The following is a 17,708-nucleotide window of genomic DNA, read 5'->3' as shown; positions in this document are numbered from 1 at the left end:
CTGTCCATTCAAATAGCAAACCAACCAGGAATACGTCATGCGTGATTCCCACCCGCCCTCAACGTGGTATCGCCAGCTTGTCGCCACCGTGCCGCGGCACATCTGGCTCAAGGCGACGGTCACGCCGCTGTTCATCGCGGTGTTTTTTGGCGCCTATCTGTACCTGCTCAAGAGTCCGGCCTATCCCATCACCGTGATGCCTTTCACCGCGCTGGACCAATTCATCGGTTTTCAACCCAGGGCCATCTCGCTGTATGTTTCGCTCTGGGTCTACGTTTCCTTGCCGCCGGCCCTGTTGGGCACGCGAAGTGAACTGTTTGGCTACGCCACTGCGATGGCGGCCACTTGTCTGACGGGCCTGCTGATTTTTTACTTCTGGCCGACCACGGTGCCGCCCGCGCAGATTGATTGGGCCCTGCATCCTGGCATGGACTTCCTCAAAAGCATGGACGTCGGGGGCAATGCCTTCCCCTCGCTGCATGTCGCCACCGCCGCTTTTTCCGCCCTCTGGTTCAATTTCATTCTGCGTCGTTTTGGCGCGCCACCTTGGGTCCTGGGCTTGAACTGGGTCTGGTGCGCCGGCATCGTGTATTCGACCGTCGCCATCCGGCAGCATGTCGTGGTGGATGTCGTCGCCGGTCTGGTGTTGGGCATCGTGGTGGCTCACCTCTCCTTACGGCGTCGTCCTTATGTTCCAATTCCTCTTTGATTTTGGTTTGATGTCATGTTGAAAGCATTGCACCTCTCGTCTTTTACCGCCACCAGCGCGATGGGGCGTGGACTGGGTGAAACCCTGGCCACCTTGCGCCAGCGCCGCAGCGGCCTGCTGCCCTGCGCCTTCGACGGCGTCGATTTGAAAACCTGTATCGGCCAGGTGGCGGACGTGGATACCGTCACCTTGCGCCCCGGTCTCGCCGCCTTTGACTGCCGCAACAACCGGCTGGCACAACTGGCGCTGGAACAGGACGGCTTTGCAACAGCCGTCAGGGCGGCGATTGGGCGCTACGGCGCCATGCGTGTCGGCGTCTTCATTGGCACCAGCACGGCGGGCATCCTGCAAACCGAGCTGGCCTACCGCCGGCGTGACCCGGTGACCGGTGCCTTGCCAGCGGATTTCAACTACCGCGGCACGCACAGCACGTTTTCGGTTGCCGACTTCACCCGCAGTTATTTCGAGCTGACCGGCCCGGCCGTCGTGGTCTCATCGGCTTGCTCCTCCAGCGCCAAGGTGTTCAGCTCGGCGCGCCGGATGCTGGCCGCCGGCTTGATCGATGCGGCGCTCGTCGGCGGCGTCGATTCACTGTGCCTGACCACCTTGTACGGCTTCAACTCGCTGGGCCTGCTGTCCGATCAGCCCTGCCGCCCATTTGACGAACATCGCAACGGCATTTCGATTGGCGAAGCCGCCGCGTTTGCCTTGCTGGAATGCGTGCCCGAGCATCTCGCCGCCGATGCCGTGCTGCTGCTCGGCCTGGGCGAGTCGAGCGACGCGTACCACATCTCCTCGCCGCATCCTGAAGGTCTGGGTGCCCGCATGGCGATGCAGGATGCCCTGACCATGGCCGGTTTGCGCCCGCCTGAGATCGACTACATCAACCTGCACGGCACCGCGACCCAGAGCAACGACGAGGCCGAAGGCAAAGCCGTCATGTCCCTGTTCGGACCGGCGACGCCGTGCAGTTCGACCAAAGGGGCCAGCGGTCACACCCTGGGTGCGGCTGGCGGCCTGGAAGCAGTGATCTGTGCGCTGGCACTGCAGCATGGTTTGCTGCCGGCCGGCGTGAATACCGAACACATTGACGCCAAGCTGGGCGTCAACTACCTGTTGACGAATCGCGAACAGTCCGTTGCCCACGTGTTGAGCAACTCATTCGGCTTTGGCGGTACCAACTGCAGCCTGGTTTTTGGAAAAGCAGCTTAAGCCATGACACTCACCGCCTACATTGATGGTATTGGTCTGCTGGGGCCGGGGCTCAACAACTGGCCGGGCGCGCAGGCGATTTTGCTGGGTCAGCAGGCTTATGTTCCCGGCAAAACCGTGTTGCCCACGCCGACCTTGTTGCCGCCCGCCGAACGCCGGCGCAGTGGTGCGATTGTCCGCCTCACGCTGGCCATCGGCCTGGAAGCCATCGCCATGGCGGGGCGAGACGCCACCCAACTGAGCAGCGTGTTTTCCGCGTCCAGCGGCGATGGTGAAAACTGCCACGCCATCTGCGAGGTGCTGGCCTCGGACGACCGGGCCATTTCGCCCACGCGCTTTCACAACTCGACCCACAACGCGGCCGCCGGTTATTGGGGCATCGCCACCGGCGCCATGACCAGCGCCTCGGTCTTGAGTGCCTTCGATGCCAGTTTTGGCGCGGGCCTGTTGGAGGCCATGAGCCAGGTGGTGGTCGATCAAACCGGTACCGTGCTGCTGGCCTATGACACGCCCTATCCGGAACCCCTGCACGGCGCTCGCCCGATTCCAGATGCCTTTGGCATGGCGCTGGTCCTGGCGCCACAGGCCAGCCAACACAGTCTGGCCCGCATCAGCGTTGAGCTGAGCGATGCCACAGCACATAAGCTGGAAGACAAGGCGCTTGAAAGTCTGCGTATGGCGATACCGGCGGCGCGCGGCCTGCCCTTGCTGCGCGCCCTGGCCTTGCGGACCCCGGAACAGGTTGTGCTGGATTACTTTGACAGCTGTTCTCTGCGGTTGACGCTTACCCCGTGCATCCCACAGCACATGCTCCCGTGATGAATTCCCCCGCGCTGGACCACGCCTGGATTGCCGCCCATATTCCGCACCACGGCACCATGTGCCTGCTGCACAGCGTGCGGGCCTGGGACCCGGTCAAGATTCAGTGTGAGGCCGTCAGTCACCGCGACCCGGCCAATCCGCTGCGCGCGCACGGCCGCTTGGGCGCTGTGTGTGGCATCGAATACGCGGCACAGGCCATGGCCATCCACGGCGCTTTACAGGCCGGGCCCGAGCTGAGCTGCCCGCGCGTCGGCTACCTGGTCAGTGTGCGCAGCGCGACCCTGCACGTCGCGCGCCTGGACGACATCGTCGCCGACCTCCTCATCGAGGCCAGCTGCATCACGGCCAGCGCCAACAACATTCTGTACGAATTCAACATCAGCGCCGCCGGCCAATTGCTGCTGGCAGGTCGCGCTGCCGTGGTGCTGGATGCGGCGCTGCACATTCCCGGAGAGTCTTCATGAAAACTGCACTGGTCACAGGTGGCAGCGGCGGCATCGGCGCCGCCATCTGCCGTCGGCTCGCGGCCGATGGCTGCCATGTCTATGTTCATGCCCATCATGGCGTGGCGACGGCGCAGGCCTTGGTTGACAGCATCATGGCGGATGGCGGCAGCGCCGAGACCCTGATGTTTGACGTGACCGACAGCGTCGCCGTGACGCAAGCGCTCAATCCCATCATCGAGCACAAACCGATCCAGATCCTGGTCAATAACGCCGGCATCCACGACGACGCCATCTTTCCCGGCATGCGGGCCGAGCAATGGCATCGTGTCATTGACGTATCAGTGAACGGCTTCTTCAACGTCACCCACACCTTGATGATGCCCATGATTCGCAGCCGCTGGGGGCGCATCGTCAATGTCTCGTCGATCGCGGCGCTCACCGGCAACCGCGGCCAGGTGAATTATTCCGCCGCCAAGGGCGCGATCAATTCCGCCACCAAATCGCTGGCGCAAGAAGTGGCCAGCCGCGGCATCACCGTGAACGCGGTGGCGCCCGGCATCATTGACACCGCCATGATCGCCTCGGCGTTCAAGCCCGACGACATCGCGCGCCTGGTGCCGATGAAGCGGGTCGGGCAACCCTCGGAAGTTGCGGATCTGATTGGTTTTCTCGCCTCCGAGCAGGCGGCTTACATCACCGGCCAGATCATCTCGATCAATGGTGGCATGATTTAACAGCGCCTACGCAAACGGTAGATGGCCACGCTACGCTCGCCATGACTAATTTATAGAAGTACTCCTTTGACTATTGCAAGCACGCTCACAACGCACAAAACAGAAGCCTTGCTGTTTTTCACGCTGCTGCAGCTCACGGTGATCGTGCTGGCCGCGCGCATCGGCGGCGGTATCGCGCTGCGCATCGGGCAGTCGATGGTGGTGGGTGAAATCGTGATTGGCATCCTGCTCGGGCCCTCGCTTTTTGGCCTGCTCGCGCCCGGTGTATTCCAGTACGTGTTTCACTCCGGCGCACCCGAGCCGATGCAGATGCTGTCGCAAATCGGGCTGGTGCTCTTGATGTTCCAGATTGGTCTGGAGTTTGATTTTTCCCACCTGAGCGCACAACGCAACCGCCGGGCCGTGATGTGGATCGCCAGCTTCAGCCTGGCGGCGCCGTTTGTATTGGGATTCCTCGTCGGGCAGGCCAGTGCGTCCACTTTGTCGCCCGGCGCGCATCCGCTGGGCACGGCGCTGTTTGTCGCAACCGCTTTTTCCATCACAGCCCTGCCCATCCTCGGGCGCATCATGATGGAATTCAACATGACGCGCACCCCGATCGGCGTCATCGCCATCAGCGCGGCGGCCATTAACGACGTCATCGGCTGGCTGTTGCTCGCGCTGACCACAACCCTGACCCTGTCCAATTTTGATGCCTCCAGCTTTGCGCTCAAGGTGGTGCTGGTGCTGGGCTTTTTTCTGGCCAGCTGGTTTCTGGTTCGCCCCGTGATGAAGCGCATCCTGCACCGCTGCGACGCGCACTCGGGGATGCTGTCGCACAACCTGCTGGGCATCGTGCTGGCGGCCATTTTCCTGTCGGCGATGACCACCTACCAGCTGGGGATTTTTGCCATTTTCGGCGGCTTCATGATGGGTGTGCTCTTGCACGATGAACATGCGTTTGTACGCGCCTGGACCACACGCATCAGCCCGTTTGTGATGGTGTTTTTCCTGCCGATCTTCTTCACCTACACCGGGCTTCGCACCAACATCGGCAGCCTCGACACCCTGACTGCCTGGGGCTGGTGTGGACTCATCGTCTTCCTCGCCACGCTGGGCAAATATGGGGGCGCCTATCTGGCAGCCCGGGCGGCAGGCATGAGCCACCATGAAGGCAAGGTCATGGGCATCATGATGAATACGCGCGCGCTGATGGAGCTGATCGTCATCAACGTCGGCTACGACCTCGGTGTGATCTCGCAGCAGATGTTCACCATCCTCGTCATCATGGCCATTTTCAGCACCGTGGTGACCACGCCGCTGCTGCGAATCTGGCTGCCGCGCATCGGCATCCCGGTGCCCTCACGCTCAGAAAAGTTGGCGCGCACGGCGCACGAGCAGCATGGGTAGGCGCAGGACAAAACCGAGGAGCAGCCGCGTGTGCATCCAGGTCAGCAGGATGTTGTCGCGCAAATAGCGGAAGTGCGAAACCCCGCCTTCGTCCGCGCGCAGGTAGCGCACACGGGCCGGCAAATTCACCGGGGGTACGCCGGCCCAGCACAGGCGCACCGCCGCCTCCGGGTCAAAATCGAAGTGGCGCATCCAGGGCTGGCGCCGCATGACCTGGCACAGCGGTCCAATCGGATAGACACGAAAGCCGAACAGAGAGTCGCCAATGCCGGCCCACAAGGTCTCCACATTGGCCCACCAGTTGGACAGCTTCCGACCATTGACGCGCAAACTCGGTGCACTGGCGTCAAATAGCGGCAAACCCAGGACCATGGCTTGCGGCTGCGCGACCGATGCCGCCATGAACGCCGGGATGCGATCAGCCGGGTGCTGGCCGTCCGAGTCCATCGTCAGGGCGTGGGTGAAACCCGCCTCTGCGGCCAGCTGAAAACCATGCAGGACGGCCGCGCCCTTGCCCTGGTTGCGCGGCAAATGGACCACCCGCAAACCAGGGTCGTCCACAGCCAGGGCCAGCAAGCCCGCCGGCGTGCCGTCGGTACTGCCATCGATGATCACCCACACCGGGTCCCAGAATTGGCGCGCATCGCGCACGGTCTCGAAAACTTTGTCGCCCGGGTTGTAGCTGGGAATGATGACGACATGGGTGTTGGATGCGGTCATGGGGATTCAGTCGTGAGGTCAGGCTGTGGGTTGGCATCCGAGGCACGTAACGTCCCCGGCGCATAAAAGGCGGAACCGTGGACCAGTTCGTTGGCAAAATAATCCTGCAGTTCCACCATGAAGCGCTGGGTGTTGGATGGCGGCTCGAAACGGCGGCCCAGGCGCAGCCGATAACGAATGGGCATGACGGGCTTGCAAAACAGCGGCCAGCCTTTGCCGAGGTAGCGGGTATCGGTTTCGATCAAAACGGTCTGCACGGGTATTTGCGCCAGGTGCGCGATCAGGCCGATGCTGCCCCGCAGCGGGTTCACCGGGTCGTGCGTGGTGCGCGTGCCTTCGGGAAACAACAGCAAGTGACTGCCACCCTGGATGTCCTTGACCGCCGATTGAACCATCTGGCGCAAGGGTTCGCTGCCAATGTAGCGCGCCAGGCGTGAACCGGCACCGAGAAAAACATTGTCCATCAGGCTGGACTTCATCACGCATGCGACATTCGGCAGGCGCGAGATCACCATCACGGCGTCGAGCAAACTCGGGTGGTTGGGCGCGATGATGAGCGGGCCCTCATCGCGCAAGGCATCGAGCGCGCTCAAGTCGAAATGGCAGCGCCGCGAGACACTCAGACTGGCAAGATAGACACGAAACACTGCCATGATCATCCAGCGCCCGAGGGCACGCCCGCGCTGCAGTGGCAGCAACGGATAAAGCAGCACAGCAAACAGGGTCCAGCCAAGGCACAGCAGGCCCAGCCAAACCAGGCCCAGGTACAGCACCAGGTAGTCGTAGAGGCCAATGAGTCTGCGCATGGGAGGACCGACTACACCGGACGCGAGGCGCTGGCTTCGATTTCCATCAGCAAGTCCTGGCGACACACATCGGCCTGCAAAAAGACGGCATTGAAACTCGCGCCGATGCGCTGGTCCATGACGTCTTGGATGGCCGCGACATCGACGCTGTGGCGCACGTAGACACGGAAAAAAAGATGTCCGAGCGAATACAGCGGCTGCTTCGCCTGCAAATTGGCCACCTGGATGATCGCTTCAAGATTGGTCAGGGTTTCGTGCGTCTGGGCCTGCACGTCGCCGGCATGCAGCGTGTCATGACCCACTATGCTGGCCGTGCCCGAGATCAGCAGCACCTCGTCGGAACCCAGGCGAACCAGGCTGGCGCGCGAGAAGGTCGGACTGCGCGGACCGTAGTTTTCAGGGTAGTTGTAGGCACTGATCTGGCGCGGATTTTCCAGCGCCAGCGGCGCCTGGCGCCCGGCCATGAATGCAATCGTCAGCGGGCCACTGGCCGAGCCCAGGGCGCAAGCGGCCGGCACATTGCCCACCACGTCGCGCCGGCAGGCCAGAAAGGCGTCTTGGCGCCCCAGATTGAACTGGCGATAACGCTCCTGGCCGTGGCTGTGACCATTGATGTCGGCCATGTAGTTCCACAGCCGGAATAAAAAAGGATAGCCCAGCGTTTCCAGCACGCCGAATATTTGCCGGTAGGCACGCTCCGTGGCGAACTGCAAGGGTGTCGATGTCGCGTCCGGCCCGGCGTCGGTTTCAGCGAGTTCGATCACACCAAACAAGGTGTTGCCATCGTGGCGGTAACAAACATCACCGCATTGACCCTGGGTCAGGGCCGAGGCACTGAGCCAAACATCGCACACCGCATCCGCCGGTGCGATTGGCATCCCGGCAAGCGCTGGCATCGACACCCGCAAAAAAGGGGCATCAATGGGGGTTTCCGCAGCACGGTTTAGCGGCGCCGCAAAATAGCCAATGGCGCCCAGCACATGACTTTCCGCCTCAGGACCCAGTTGCGAAAATTCAGAGAAAGACAGCCGGCAATTGTTCAGCGATTCAAGCGGCATGCTCATCAAGGCACCGTCGCCACCACGTCATCGGCAGGCCGGATATTGCACCGGCGCATTTTCCAGGCCTGATAAGTGCGCTTGACGTTAAAGAGCGAGCCGAGGTAATAAATGACCTTGAACATGACGATGGAGCGCGCCGTCGGCGTGCTACCAAAAACGTCGCCCGCCAGCACCGACAGCAAGGCTTCCTTGACGCGAAACGGATTGCCCGGGTTCATGAACATTTCGCGCATGGTGGGGTTGGTCACACGGTAGATGAACCAGGAAAAAACTTTCGGCCCGTGGCGCAGGCGCTGATCAAACTTGTTCAAGGCGGCGGCAGTCTGCTCGGGCTGGCGCAGGCAGGTGTCCACCGTATCGGCGGCATCAAAAGCGTTTTGCATGGCCAGCATCACGCCGGATGAAAAAACCGGATCGATGAACGCAAAAGCATCCCCCAGCAACAGGTAGTTGTCGCCATGGGTGCGGTCGCAGAGGTAGGAAAAATTGCCGGTTGCCTCGACCTCGGACTGAATCTGCGCGCCGGCCAGGCGCAGTGCCAGCTTCGGGCACAGGGCGATGGTCTCTTGCAGAAACTCATTCAGTGGTTTTTGCCCGCGCGTTTTCAGGTAATAAGGCCAGGTCACGGCGCCGACGCTGGTTAAGCCATCGGCCAGGGGAATAAACCAAAACCAGCCGTGGTCGAACCAGAAGATCGTGATATCGCCGGCATTCTTTCCGGGATTACGCTTCGCGCCGGAAAAATGCGCAAAAAGGGCGGTGCTGTTGTGTTTCTTGTTGCGCTGTTTGATCTTCAGGCGATTGCCCAAAAAGGTATCGCGCCCGGACGCGTCGAGCACAAAGCGCGTGTTCCAGGATTCCATTCGCCCGTCATCATGCTGCGCCTGCACCAGGGCGCCTTTAGAGTCCGGCAGGAACACCACGTCCTTGACCTGGCAGCCCTCCAGGACCTTCGCATTGTTCTTCGCCGCGTTGCGAATGAGGATTTCGTCAAATTCGGAACGGCGCACCTGGTAGGACATGGGCATGGATTTGTCCCAGGCATCGGCGAACTCGACTGTCTGCTCGTGTTCATGCCAGGGAGAGACAAATTGCGCGCCCCACTTCTCCATGCCGATGGCCTTGACCGCGTCGGCCACGCCCAGCTTCTCCAGCAGCGGCAAATTGGCCGGCAACAGCGATTCGCCGATGTGAAAGCGCGGGTGATGGGCTTTTTCCAGCAAGGTGACCTGATAGCCGCGTTGTGCCAACAAGGTCGCCGCCGTGGCCCCTGCGGGTCCGCCGCCGATGACCAGAACATCGCATTCCGAGGGTCCGGTGACGGGGGCCGTTGTGTTACTACTGATGTCCATGTGCTATTGAGCCCCTTTGGGCAATTTTATCGTATCGATTTCGCCGGATATGACGCTTGAAAGTCAGTGAAACGAATGCTATTAAAACGATAGCTATCTGCGCATATAGGACGAGGGCTAGCGTCATATTTCATATAAATGATTCACGCAGAAGCGTTAATCCCGGACGCTTGCGAACTGCTTGGCCACGAAGGCCCAGATCATGCGCGATGCGTCCGGCCCTTTCGGGTCGCTGTAGGTCCAGCTGGGCGCACCGCCGCTCCACGCGTGGCCCAGCCCGGTGACCGTGCACAGGGCGGCGACGAGGCGGCCACGGGTCTTGAAATCGGTGATCATCGCGGAATAGCGCGCGCCGCGCTGCACGGTGCGCGGTCCACCCGCTTGCGCGCCTTCCCGCGCCGCCCACAAGCGTGCCGCCTCGGCGCCGTTGGCGGGAGCCACCAAGTGGTCGGCGCTGCCCTGAATCACCAGCAGCGCGGGCAAATGCACGCCGGCTGCCAGCGGCGCGAGTGGCACGCCCGTCATCCGGTGCCCGCGCATGGCACGCAGCGCGGTCACCGACGATTGCGCGACGCCCGGTGCAATGCCCGAATGCATGGCGACCGCCCGAAAGCGCTCCGGATGGCGGGTCGCCAGCAGGGCGGCCATGCCGGCGCCAGCCGAGAGGCCGGCCAGGGCAACGCGCTTCGGGTCCACCGGCTGCGCCAGGCAAACCTGGTCAATTGCCGCCTGGATGACGTCGGCCTCGCCCTGGGCCCGGCCCGAGCGCGTGTCATACCAGTTCCAGCAGCCCTGCATATTCGCAAGCCGGTCCTGCTCCGGGTACAGCACCAGAAAGCGGTGCCGCAAAGCGATCTGGTTCATCCGGCTGATCGCGGCCAGCGCGTGCGCATCCTGCCCGCAGCCGTGCAGCATGACCAGCAGCGGCAGGCGCTCGGTGCGTCGCAAACCCGGTGGTTTGTACAGGTGATAACGCCGCGCACCGGCCGGGCCGACGGCGAGGTCGGTGCGCCAGTGCGCCGCTGATGCTGGTTTCGCAGGCGTGGATCTGGATTTGGTTTTAGCCTTTGCCTTGGGCAAGCCCGGTTGCGCCCGCAGCGCCTGTTTCACGGCCTGGGTGCCGGCGCGCATCGCCGTGCGCGTCATGGCGGTCAGCGTGCGCCGCATTGAGCGGGTCCATAAGGTTGTTGCGGTGCGTTTTACCATGTCTTGCGGGCTCCGTCGGAGCAGGGAGTGTCGGCATGAATGAGCACCAGTCTAGTCCAGACTTTGCGGATTCACCGTGCGTTGGCACACGGTGACTTCAGCTGATTCGTGACGCCGTGATCACGTGGCCTTGGTTGATAGCACGCGATTGATTTGCCCAGCGAGCGTCCGTTCGTAATCCGAACTCCAGGTGATCGTGTGCTGAGCTGCCATGACGGTTGGCTGCCAAGGTAGAGACAATCCCTGCACCAGGTTGTAGGCAGAAATGCCAGCACACACAACGATGGGCGGTTGCATCGAATCGAGTAGGCATTGAAGTCGGTTGGCGGCTTGGACTTCACGCGTCCCCGCGCCATCGTCGGGGCGGTCCCGGGTGTCACTGGTGTCGAACGCAATAACGTGGCCATTGATATGTCGAAACAGCCGTTCCAGTGCCACTCGGGATGGACTCAACGCTGTGTCGTTTTCACGATCGCCACTTTCAGCTGTTATGACAACCACTCTCTTGACGGAACACTTGGGTTCGCTCTCATGTTTAATATTCTCTGAATCGGGTTATATGTTGGCCAGCGTACAGAATTTTTATCGCGCTTGTTTTAAGCTGTAAGCAGTCTGCTGCGCGCTTGTGTTGTCCAAAAAAATGAATATTGGCGTAACGCAATAAACCTGGCCTTGCCAGATTGCAGCCGTAATGTAGCCGTTCGCGCGCCGCGCCGCTGTGTCAAAAGACACGTTTAAGTGAACGCCAATCCCGACATAGAAAGTGATGCCATGGCCGAAACTCCGTGCAGCCTGTGCCCCCTCAAGAAATCCCCGCTGTTTCTTGCGCACAGCCCTGAAGAGAATGATTTGATGCAGTCCCTGAAACGGCGTGAGGTCACGCTCAAGCCGGGTGAAACACTGATTCGCGAGGGCCAGACCGATGCCCCCCTCTACACCTTGATTGATGGCTGGGCTTTTCGTCTCAAGACCTTGAGCGATGGCAGACGCCAGATCCTGAATTTTTTACTCCCGGGCGACTTCATTGGCGTGCAGCAAAAGATGGGTGACGCCGCCGCGCACGGCGTGGTGACGCTGACGGATGCGGTCTTCTGCGTCTTTCAGCGTGATGCCTTGTGGGAGCTGCACCGCCGGTCCCCCACCATGGGGTTCAACATCACCTGGCTTACTGCGCACGAGGAGTCTCTGGTCGACGACACGCTGCTGTCGGTTGGTCGGCGAAGCGCCGAGGAGCGTATCGCCACGCTTCTGATCCTTCTTTTTAAACGAGCAGCAGCACTTCAGACAGATGCGGGTGCTGGTGGTGTTCCGTTCCCGCTGACACAACAGCATGTGGCGGACGGCCTGGGTTTATCGCTCGTGCATACGAACAAGACCCTGCGCAAGCTGGAACGGCGCGGCCTGCACCAGATCGTCGATGGGCGGCTGCATATGCGTGACGTCAAGGCCCTTGCGCGACTGGCGGACCTGTATGGCGATGGCCGTCCGCCGCAACGTCCGTTGGTGTAGGCGCCAGCCAGCCGTTACCTTGCCGCCACGCGTACCCCCTCGCGTACCCGGTCATCGGGATGAACGATCACCGGTTCACCCGCCTTGATGCCCGATACAAGCTGCGTGCTCAGGCCATTGCGCTGGCCGATTTCCACGCGGCGCTTGACGGCCTTGCCCTCTTCAACAACAAAGGCGGCCCAGCCCTCACCATCGCGGAACAAGGCACTGGCGGGGATTTGCAGCACATCATTTTCTTCCCACAAAATGAAGCTGGCCTCGACGCGGTAGCCGTCGCCTAGGCGCTGCCATTGGGTAGGCGCCGAGGTGAAGACGACGATGACCCAGACGCGTTGTTCTTCTACGCCCAGGGCCGAGACCTTGGTGAAGCCGGTCGGCTCGATCACGCGCACCACGCCTTCCAGCGCGCCCTCGCCGCCCCAGCGCTCGAACGTGACGCGGGTGCCGGGATGCAGCCGCACGGCGTCGGCGGACAGCACGTCCACCTCAACCTCCAGCGCACGCGGGTCGCCGATCTCGATCAGCGGCTGGCCGGTGGCCACCGTGCCTTCGCTCTTGTGCGGGATCTTGAGCACGCGCCCGGCCACCGGGGCGCGCACCGTCACCAGTTCTGTGCTGCTGCCGCTGGCGGCGTATTTCAGGGTGGTGCGGGCGGCTTCGAGCTCGTGGCGCGCGGTGGCCACGGCAAACTGCGCCGAGCGCAGTTCCGCCGCCGTGCGCTCGGCCTCGCTGGCGGCGCGGTCTTCGGCGGTGGCGGCGACAAAACCGGCCGGGCGCAACTCGCGCACGCGCACCAGTTCTCGTTGCGCCAGCGTGGCATTGCTGGTGGCGGCGTTGACACGCTGCTCGCTGGCGCTGACGCTGGCGGCGGCGGCGGCAATGTGCGCCTGTGCCTCGGCGCGGCGGCGCGCGTCCAGCACCTCGGCGCGCATCGGCTCCAGTTCCACCAGCGTGGCGCCGCGCTCGACGGCGTGGCCGACATCCAACGGAATGCGCCGGGCGTAGCCATTGACCGGCGCCGCCACCACGTAACGGTCCAGCACCCGCGTGCGCCCCTCCTGTTCGATGGTGACCCGCAACGGCGCGCGCTGCGCCGTGCCGAGATCAACCTCGACCGGCTGCGGGCGAAAGCCCTGAAACAGGCCCCAGCCGACGAGGAGGGCGAGCAGCGTCAGCACGATGCGGCGACGCCAAGGCACGTTGATTTTCATAAGCTCACTCCGCCGCCTTCAGGACGGCAATCAGGTCCAGTTGATCGAGCCGGCGGCGCACCGCCAGGCCCGACAGCACGGCGGCGACCAGCACCACGGCCGCCGCAAACGCATAGGTTTGCGGCACCAGCACCACCGGCACGCGAAACAGGTCGTTTTGCATGGTGTGCGCGATGTAGTAGCACATCCATTCCCCCAGCCGCAGGCCGAGCGGAATCGCGATCAGGGTCAGCAGACCCAGTTCGCCAAGCAGGATGTAGGCGATCTCGGTGCGGGTAAAGCCCAGCACCCGCAGGCTGGCCAGTTCGCGCCCGCGCTCGGTCAGCGCAATGCGGGCGCTGTTGTAGATCACGCCAAAGGCGATGATGACGGCAAACACCGTGGCCACATAGGTGAAGAACAGCATGGTCTCCTGCATCACGCGGTTGAAATTGCGGATCTCCTGCACGCGCTCGGCCACCCCGGCGACGCGCGGCATGCCCTTGAAGCGGGTGAACAGCGCCTGCAGCTGCGCGCTGTCGATGCTGAGGTAGGCGCCCGACAGCGTCGGGCCTTCCTGCATGAAGTGGTTCAGGGCCGCCAGACTCATATAACCCGACACACCCAGATACTCCCGCACCAGCCCGACCACGGTCGCCTCGCGCACCGGCCGGCTGCCTTCCAGCACTTCCACCGTCACGCGGTCGCCGACGCGCACGTCCAGAAGTTGGGCCAGAAAGTCGGTGAGCAAGAGGCCTTCGGACGGCAAGGCCACGGGGCGCAAGTCGGCGTCCAGCAGCCGCCCGATATCGCCGCCCGGCTCGACGCCGCGAATGCCGGTGCGGTAGCTGCGATGGCCGTGGCGCAGCCGCACCGGCACGGCCCGGAACACCTCGACGTGCTGCACCCCCGGCAGGCCGAGCAGGTCGAAGCGGACGCGGTAGGCGGTGGGGTCGGTGAAGGTCACCGAGAGGTCCTCGCGCTGCGCCATGCCGAACTGGATGTTCAGCATATAGCTCACCGTGTCGCGCTGGAACAGGCCGGTCAGAATCATGCCGCAGGCCATGGCGATGCCCAGCACGGTGAGCATGGATTTCAGCGCGTGGCGCTGGATGTGGCGAATGATCATGCGCGTCGGCTGCGACAGCCAGCGCTTGAGGCCCAGTTGCTCCACCCAGCTCTCGCGGTAGCGCGGCGGTGGCTCGGGTCGCATGGCCTGCGCCGGGCGCAAACTGGCGGCGCGCCAGACCGCGAACACGGTGCCGGCACCGGCCGCCAGCAGGCTGGCCGCCGCAGCCTCCAGCACCGTGGCGGGCTGCAGGCTGAACTTCAGATACGGAAAGTGGTAGAACGCCGTGTAGATGCCGGACAGCGCGTGGCCCAGCCACACCCCGAGCGCGGTGCCACTCACGATGCCCAGCCCAACGATCACCGAGACCATGCGCAGGTAATGCCACAGCACGGCGAGGTTGCTGTAGCCAAAGGCCTTGAGCGTGGCCACCTGCTCGCGCTGCATCGTCACCAGCCGACCGATCACCACGTTCAGTAAAAAGGCGGCGATGCCCATGAACAGGGCCGGGAACAGACTCGCCAGGGTGCCGAGCTGCTGCAGCTCCTGACTGAGAAAGCGGTGCGAGCGCTGGTCTTTGCGCAGGTAGGCACCTTGCCCGCCATACGGTTTGAGCAACTCGTCCACACGGTCGATCACGGCCTGACTGTCGGCACCGGCGCGCAGACTCAGCGTCATATCGTTGAACGCACCTTGCATGTCGTAGGCCTGGCCGAGCGCACGCCGCGTCATCCACATCACGGCAAAACGCTTGTTGTCGGGGAATGCCGAGCCGGGCCGCAATTGCTGGATGAACTCCGGCGACAGCGCGCTGCCGACCAGCGTGAGCGTCTGGCGTCGTCCGTTGAGCACGGCATGAAAGCGGTCGCCCAGCTGCAGTCCATGCGCCTGCGCAAACGGCGCGCTCACCACCACCTCGTCGGGCCGCCCCGGCGCCGGCAGCCGCCCGGCGCGCAGATGCAGCGCATTCAGGCCGTGCATACCACTGTCGGACACCGACACCATTTGCGCCGTCACTGGTTCGGCGAAGTTCGGCATGTCCAGGCGCACCAGCGCCATCACCCGTGTCTCGACCTGGTCCACCTCGGCCATCGCCTGCACGCGCTGGCGCAAGGACTCCGGCGCGCGCTTCAGCGTGGCGAACACTTCGGCGAAACGGTAGTCGCGGTAATAACTGGCCTGGGTCGCCCGCAGCGCCTCCAGCGTGGTGAGGAACATGATGTAGGTGCCAACGCCGCACATCACCACCAGCGCGATGGCCAGCACCTGGCTCTTCATCTGCCCCAGGTCGCGCCAGAGCTTGCGGTCGATGGCCTTCACCAGTGCAACTCCCTGGCCGCGACCTTGGTCGCATTGCACTCGATGCGCGCCACCAGACCATCGCCGAAATACACCACGCGATCGGCCATCGCCGCGATCACCGCGTTGTGCGTGATCACCACCGTGGTCGTGCCCAGCTCGCGGTTCACCTGCGCGATCACCTCCAGCACCAGCACGCCGGTCTGGGCATCGAGCGCGCCCGTCGGCTCGTCGCACAGCAAGACCTGCGGGCGCTTGGCGACCGCCCGTGCAATCGCCACGCGTTGCTGCTCGCCGCCTGACATCTGGCTCGGAAAATGGTCCATGCGCTGCTCCAGCCCCACCAGCGCCAGCGCCTCTTCCGGCGTCATCGGGTTCTCGGCGATCTCGGTGACCAGGGCCACATTTTCACGCGCGGTCAGGCTCGGGATGAGGTTGTAGAACTGGAACACGAAGCCGACGTGCGCGCGCCGGTATTGCGTCATCGACGCGTCATCGTCCAGATGCAGTTCGTGGTCGGCATAACGCACCGTGCCGGCGGTCGGCGCATCCAGCCCGCCCAGGATGTTGAGCAGCGTGGACTTGCCGCTGCCCGAGGGGCCGAGCAGCACCACCAGCTCACCCGCGTACAGGTCCAGGTCCACGCCGCGCAAGGCTTGCACCTGCACCTCGCCCATCTCGTAGACCTTGGTCAGCCCGCGCGCCTCGAACAGCGGGCGCGCGCGCGGTGCAGCTTGTTGCGGATCAGCCATATGCGATTTGCCTTTGCACGGCAAGGAGTGATGCGGGCGCCAAGCCACAGCATCCGACGTGAGCACCGTGCAGGGTCAGCACGGCGTGGGAGTCACACGGGCAGTTTAGGCGGCGCCTTGCATTCGGGATTGATCATTCTCAATGGGGTGAGGTTGAATCAACAATTGCACGGAATGGCGTGGCATTGCTTGGGAGTGCGGACGGCGATTGCGGGTGAAGGGGAATTACCGGTAAAGACTGGGGCGCGACGGGGCGCCGACCTTCTGTCATTGGCAGGTCTCGACCCAAAGCGGTCTTTAGGGCCTTATCGAGCTCATCTATCCGGATAACGCCGGACGATACGAAACGCATATAATTCATATACGTTTCGTATAAAGGTCGTTGATGGGTATTGTAAAAATTTCAGACTTGATGCACGAGAACCTGCGAGTGGCGGGGAGCGCCCTTAGTAGATCTATCAATGCGCAGGCAGAGCACTGGATGCGAGTCGGCATGCTGACCGAGATGCACCCGGAGTTGGACCACCGAGAAATCTGCCAACTGTTGATACGGGCTGAACTCGCGGGGGGGCTGGACATCGGCGTGGCTGTCACAGCCCAACTTGGCAAGCCCAGCGCATCCTCGACTGGAAAACACTGATGGCGCACGACGTTCCCATCCATTCCGCCGAGGACCTCGAGATGGAGCGGCGGGCCGCCAGGCTTGCCGCTGAGGTTCTCAGCATGATCGAGCCACACGTGGTGCCAGGGGTGAGCACGGAGACGCTCGACCGCATCTGCCACGACCACATCGTGAATGTCCAGGGCGCCATTCCAGCCAACGTGGGGTATCAGGGGTATCCGAAGACCGTCCTCACCTCCGTCAACCAAGTGGTTTGTCACGGCATCCCCTCGCCCGACAAAATTCTGAAGAAGGGCGACATCATCAACATCGATGTCGCCGTCATCAAGGATGGCTGGTTCGGCGACACCAGTCGCATGTACTTCGTTGGGGCCCCCAGTACCTTGGCTCGGCGCCTGGTAGAGACGACGTACGAAGCATTGCTGGCCGGAATCCAGCAGGTCAAGCCTGGGGCGACTCTGGGCGATATTGGCCATGCCATCCAGTCGGTCGCTCAGCGGGAGCATTTCAGCGTGGTGCGCGAATACTGCGGGCACGGTATTGGACAGGTCTACCACGATGAACCGCAGGTGCTGCACTATGGGCAGCGCGGGCAAGGGCTCACGCTGGAACCGGGGATGGTTTTCACCATCGAACCGATGCTCAACGCCGGCAAACGCGAAACCAGGCAATTGCCCGACGGCTGGACCGTCGTGACAAAGGACAGGTCTCTGTCCGCCCAGTGGGAACACATGGTCGCTGTAACGCCTTCAGGGTATGAGGTGCTTACGGCTTGGCCAGGAGGCACAGGTGCTTACGCGCCGGTTTGAC

18 protein-coding genes are annotated in these 17,708 nt (G+C 62.9%); 9 read left to right on the top strand and 9 right to left on the bottom strand.

Annotation, left to right across the window (positions count from 1 at the left end; all coding sequences use genetic code 11):
• The first annotated feature begins 37 nt into the window (after positions 1-37).
• The 6 genes from C5P05_RS03445 (at position 38) to C5P05_RS03420 (ending at position 5,312) form a co-directional block, all read left to right on the top strand.
• Positions 38-709, top strand: a complete 672-nt coding sequence (locus tag C5P05_RS03445) for a phosphatase PAP2 family protein (RefSeq protein WP_114968463.1) — start codon at positions 38-40, stop codon at positions 707-709.
• 18 nt (positions 710-727) lie between these two features.
• On the top strand, positions 728-1,921 hold the full coding sequence (locus tag C5P05_RS03440) for a beta-ketoacyl-[acyl-carrier-protein] synthase family protein (RefSeq protein ID WP_114968506.1): 1,194 nt from the start codon (positions 728-730) through the stop codon (positions 1,919-1,921).
• A gap of 3 nt (positions 1,922-1,924) precedes the next feature.
• Positions 1,925-2,740 (top strand): beta-ketoacyl synthase chain length factor, encoded by an 816-nt coding sequence (locus tag C5P05_RS03435; protein WP_114968462.1) that lies wholly within the window; start codon positions 1,925-1,927, stop codon positions 2,738-2,740.
• Positions 2,740-3,207, top strand: coding sequence for a 3-hydroxylacyl-ACP dehydratase (locus tag C5P05_RS03430; RefSeq protein WP_114968461.1), 468 nt, complete (start codon positions 2,740-2,742; stop codon positions 3,205-3,207). The genes C5P05_RS03435 and C5P05_RS03430 overlap by 1 nt, the downstream gene beginning before the upstream one ends.
• Positions 3,204-3,923, top strand: a complete 720-nt coding sequence (gene fabG / locus C5P05_RS03425; protein WP_114968460.1) for a 3-oxoacyl-ACP reductase FabG — start codon at positions 3,204-3,206, stop codon at positions 3,921-3,923. The genes C5P05_RS03430 and fabG overlap by 4 nt, the downstream gene beginning before the upstream one ends.
• Before the next feature lie 66 nt (positions 3,924-3,989).
• Complete coding sequence (locus C5P05_RS03420; RefSeq protein ID WP_114968459.1) at positions 3,990-5,312, top strand: cation:proton antiporter; 1,323 nt, start codon at positions 3,990-3,992, stop codon at positions 5,310-5,312.
• Here C5P05_RS03420 and C5P05_RS03415 read toward each other — a convergent pair.
• The 6 genes from C5P05_RS03415 to C5P05_RS03390 all read right to left on the bottom strand — a co-directional run bounded on the left by C5P05_RS03415 (position 5,271) and on the right by C5P05_RS03390 (position 10,910).
• On the bottom strand, positions 5,271-6,032 hold the full coding sequence (locus tag C5P05_RS03415) for a glycosyltransferase family 2 protein (protein WP_114968458.1): 762 nt from the start codon (positions 6,030-6,032) through the stop codon (positions 5,271-5,273). The two genes, C5P05_RS03420 and C5P05_RS03415, sit on opposite strands and share 42 nt — an antisense overlap.
• Positions 6,029-6,838, bottom strand: a complete 810-nt coding sequence (locus C5P05_RS03410; RefSeq protein WP_114968457.1) for a lysophospholipid acyltransferase family protein — start codon at positions 6,836-6,838, stop codon at positions 6,029-6,031. Before C5P05_RS03410 ends, C5P05_RS03415 begins: the two co-directional genes overlap by 4 nt.
• Before the next feature lie 11 nt (positions 6,839-6,849).
• Complete coding sequence (locus C5P05_RS03405) at positions 6,850-7,902, bottom strand: Rid family hydrolase (RefSeq protein WP_198674609.1); 1,053 nt, start codon at positions 7,900-7,902, stop codon at positions 6,850-6,852.
• On the bottom strand, positions 7,902-9,251 hold the full coding sequence (locus C5P05_RS03400; protein WP_114968456.1) for an NAD(P)/FAD-dependent oxidoreductase: 1,350 nt from the start codon (positions 9,249-9,251) through the stop codon (positions 7,902-7,904). The genes C5P05_RS03405 and C5P05_RS03400 overlap by 1 nt, the downstream gene beginning before the upstream one ends.
• A 156-nt stretch (positions 9,252-9,407) precedes the next feature.
• Positions 9,408-10,418, bottom strand: coding sequence for an alpha/beta hydrolase family esterase (locus C5P05_RS03395; RefSeq protein WP_232834327.1), 1,011 nt, complete (start codon positions 10,416-10,418; stop codon positions 9,408-9,410).
• 159 nt (positions 10,419-10,577) lie between these two features.
• A complete protein-coding gene (locus tag C5P05_RS03390; protein ID WP_157979205.1) occupies positions 10,578-10,910 on the bottom strand; it encodes a hypothetical protein in 333 nt (110 codons plus the stop codon).
• 285 nt (positions 10,911-11,195) lie between these two features.
• Between C5P05_RS03390 and C5P05_RS03385 the strand changes: the two genes are divergently transcribed.
• Positions 11,196-11,966, top strand: a complete 771-nt coding sequence (locus tag C5P05_RS03385; RefSeq protein WP_232834326.1) for a Crp/Fnr family transcriptional regulator — start codon at positions 11,196-11,198, stop codon at positions 11,964-11,966.
• 14 nt (positions 11,967-11,980) lie between these two features.
• On the opposite strand, the gene C5P05_RS03380 is transcribed toward C5P05_RS03385, so the two are convergent.
• Genes C5P05_RS03380 through C5P05_RS03370 form a run of 3 tightly spaced genes read right to left on the bottom strand, consistent with a single transcriptional unit; the run spans position 11,981 to position 16,276 of the window.
• Positions 11,981-13,177 carry an efflux RND transporter periplasmic adaptor subunit gene (locus tag C5P05_RS03380; RefSeq protein WP_114968452.1) on the bottom strand — a complete coding sequence of 399 codons (1,197 nt, stop codon included), beginning with the start codon at positions 13,175-13,177 and terminating at the stop codon, positions 11,981-11,983.
• A 4-nt stretch (positions 13,178-13,181) separates the two neighbouring features.
• On the bottom strand, positions 13,182-15,545 hold the full coding sequence (locus C5P05_RS03375; protein ID WP_114968451.1) for an ABC transporter permease: 2,364 nt from the start codon (positions 15,543-15,545) through the stop codon (positions 13,182-13,184).
• Positions 15,542-16,276: an ABC transporter ATP-binding protein gene (locus C5P05_RS03370; protein ID WP_114968450.1), complete on the bottom strand. Its 735-nt coding sequence runs from the start codon at positions 16,274-16,276 to the stop codon at positions 15,542-15,544. The genes C5P05_RS03375 and C5P05_RS03370 overlap by 4 nt, the downstream gene beginning before the upstream one ends.
• A gap of 385 nt (positions 16,277-16,661) precedes the next feature.
• Here C5P05_RS03370 and C5P05_RS03365 point away from each other — a divergent pair, with 385 nt between their 5' ends.
• Both C5P05_RS03365 and map read left to right on the top strand, forming a co-directional pair.
• Positions 16,662-16,916, top strand: coding sequence for a ParD-like family protein (locus C5P05_RS03365; RefSeq protein ID WP_114968449.1), 255 nt, complete (start codon positions 16,662-16,664; stop codon positions 16,914-16,916).
• On the top strand, positions 16,916-17,707 hold the full coding sequence (map, locus tag C5P05_RS03360; RefSeq protein ID WP_114968448.1) for a type I methionyl aminopeptidase: 792 nt from the start codon (positions 16,916-16,918) through the stop codon (positions 17,705-17,707). The genes C5P05_RS03365 and map overlap by 1 nt, the downstream gene beginning before the upstream one ends.
• The last annotated feature ends 1 nt before the right edge of the window (position 17,708 follow it).

Origin of the sequence: Rhodoferax ferrireducens (assembly GCF_003347515.1) — a bacterium.
GTDB lineage: Bacteria > Pseudomonadota > Gammaproteobacteria > Burkholderiales > Burkholderiaceae_C > Rhodoferax.
This window is presented reverse-complemented; position numbering and strand designations above follow the sequence as displayed.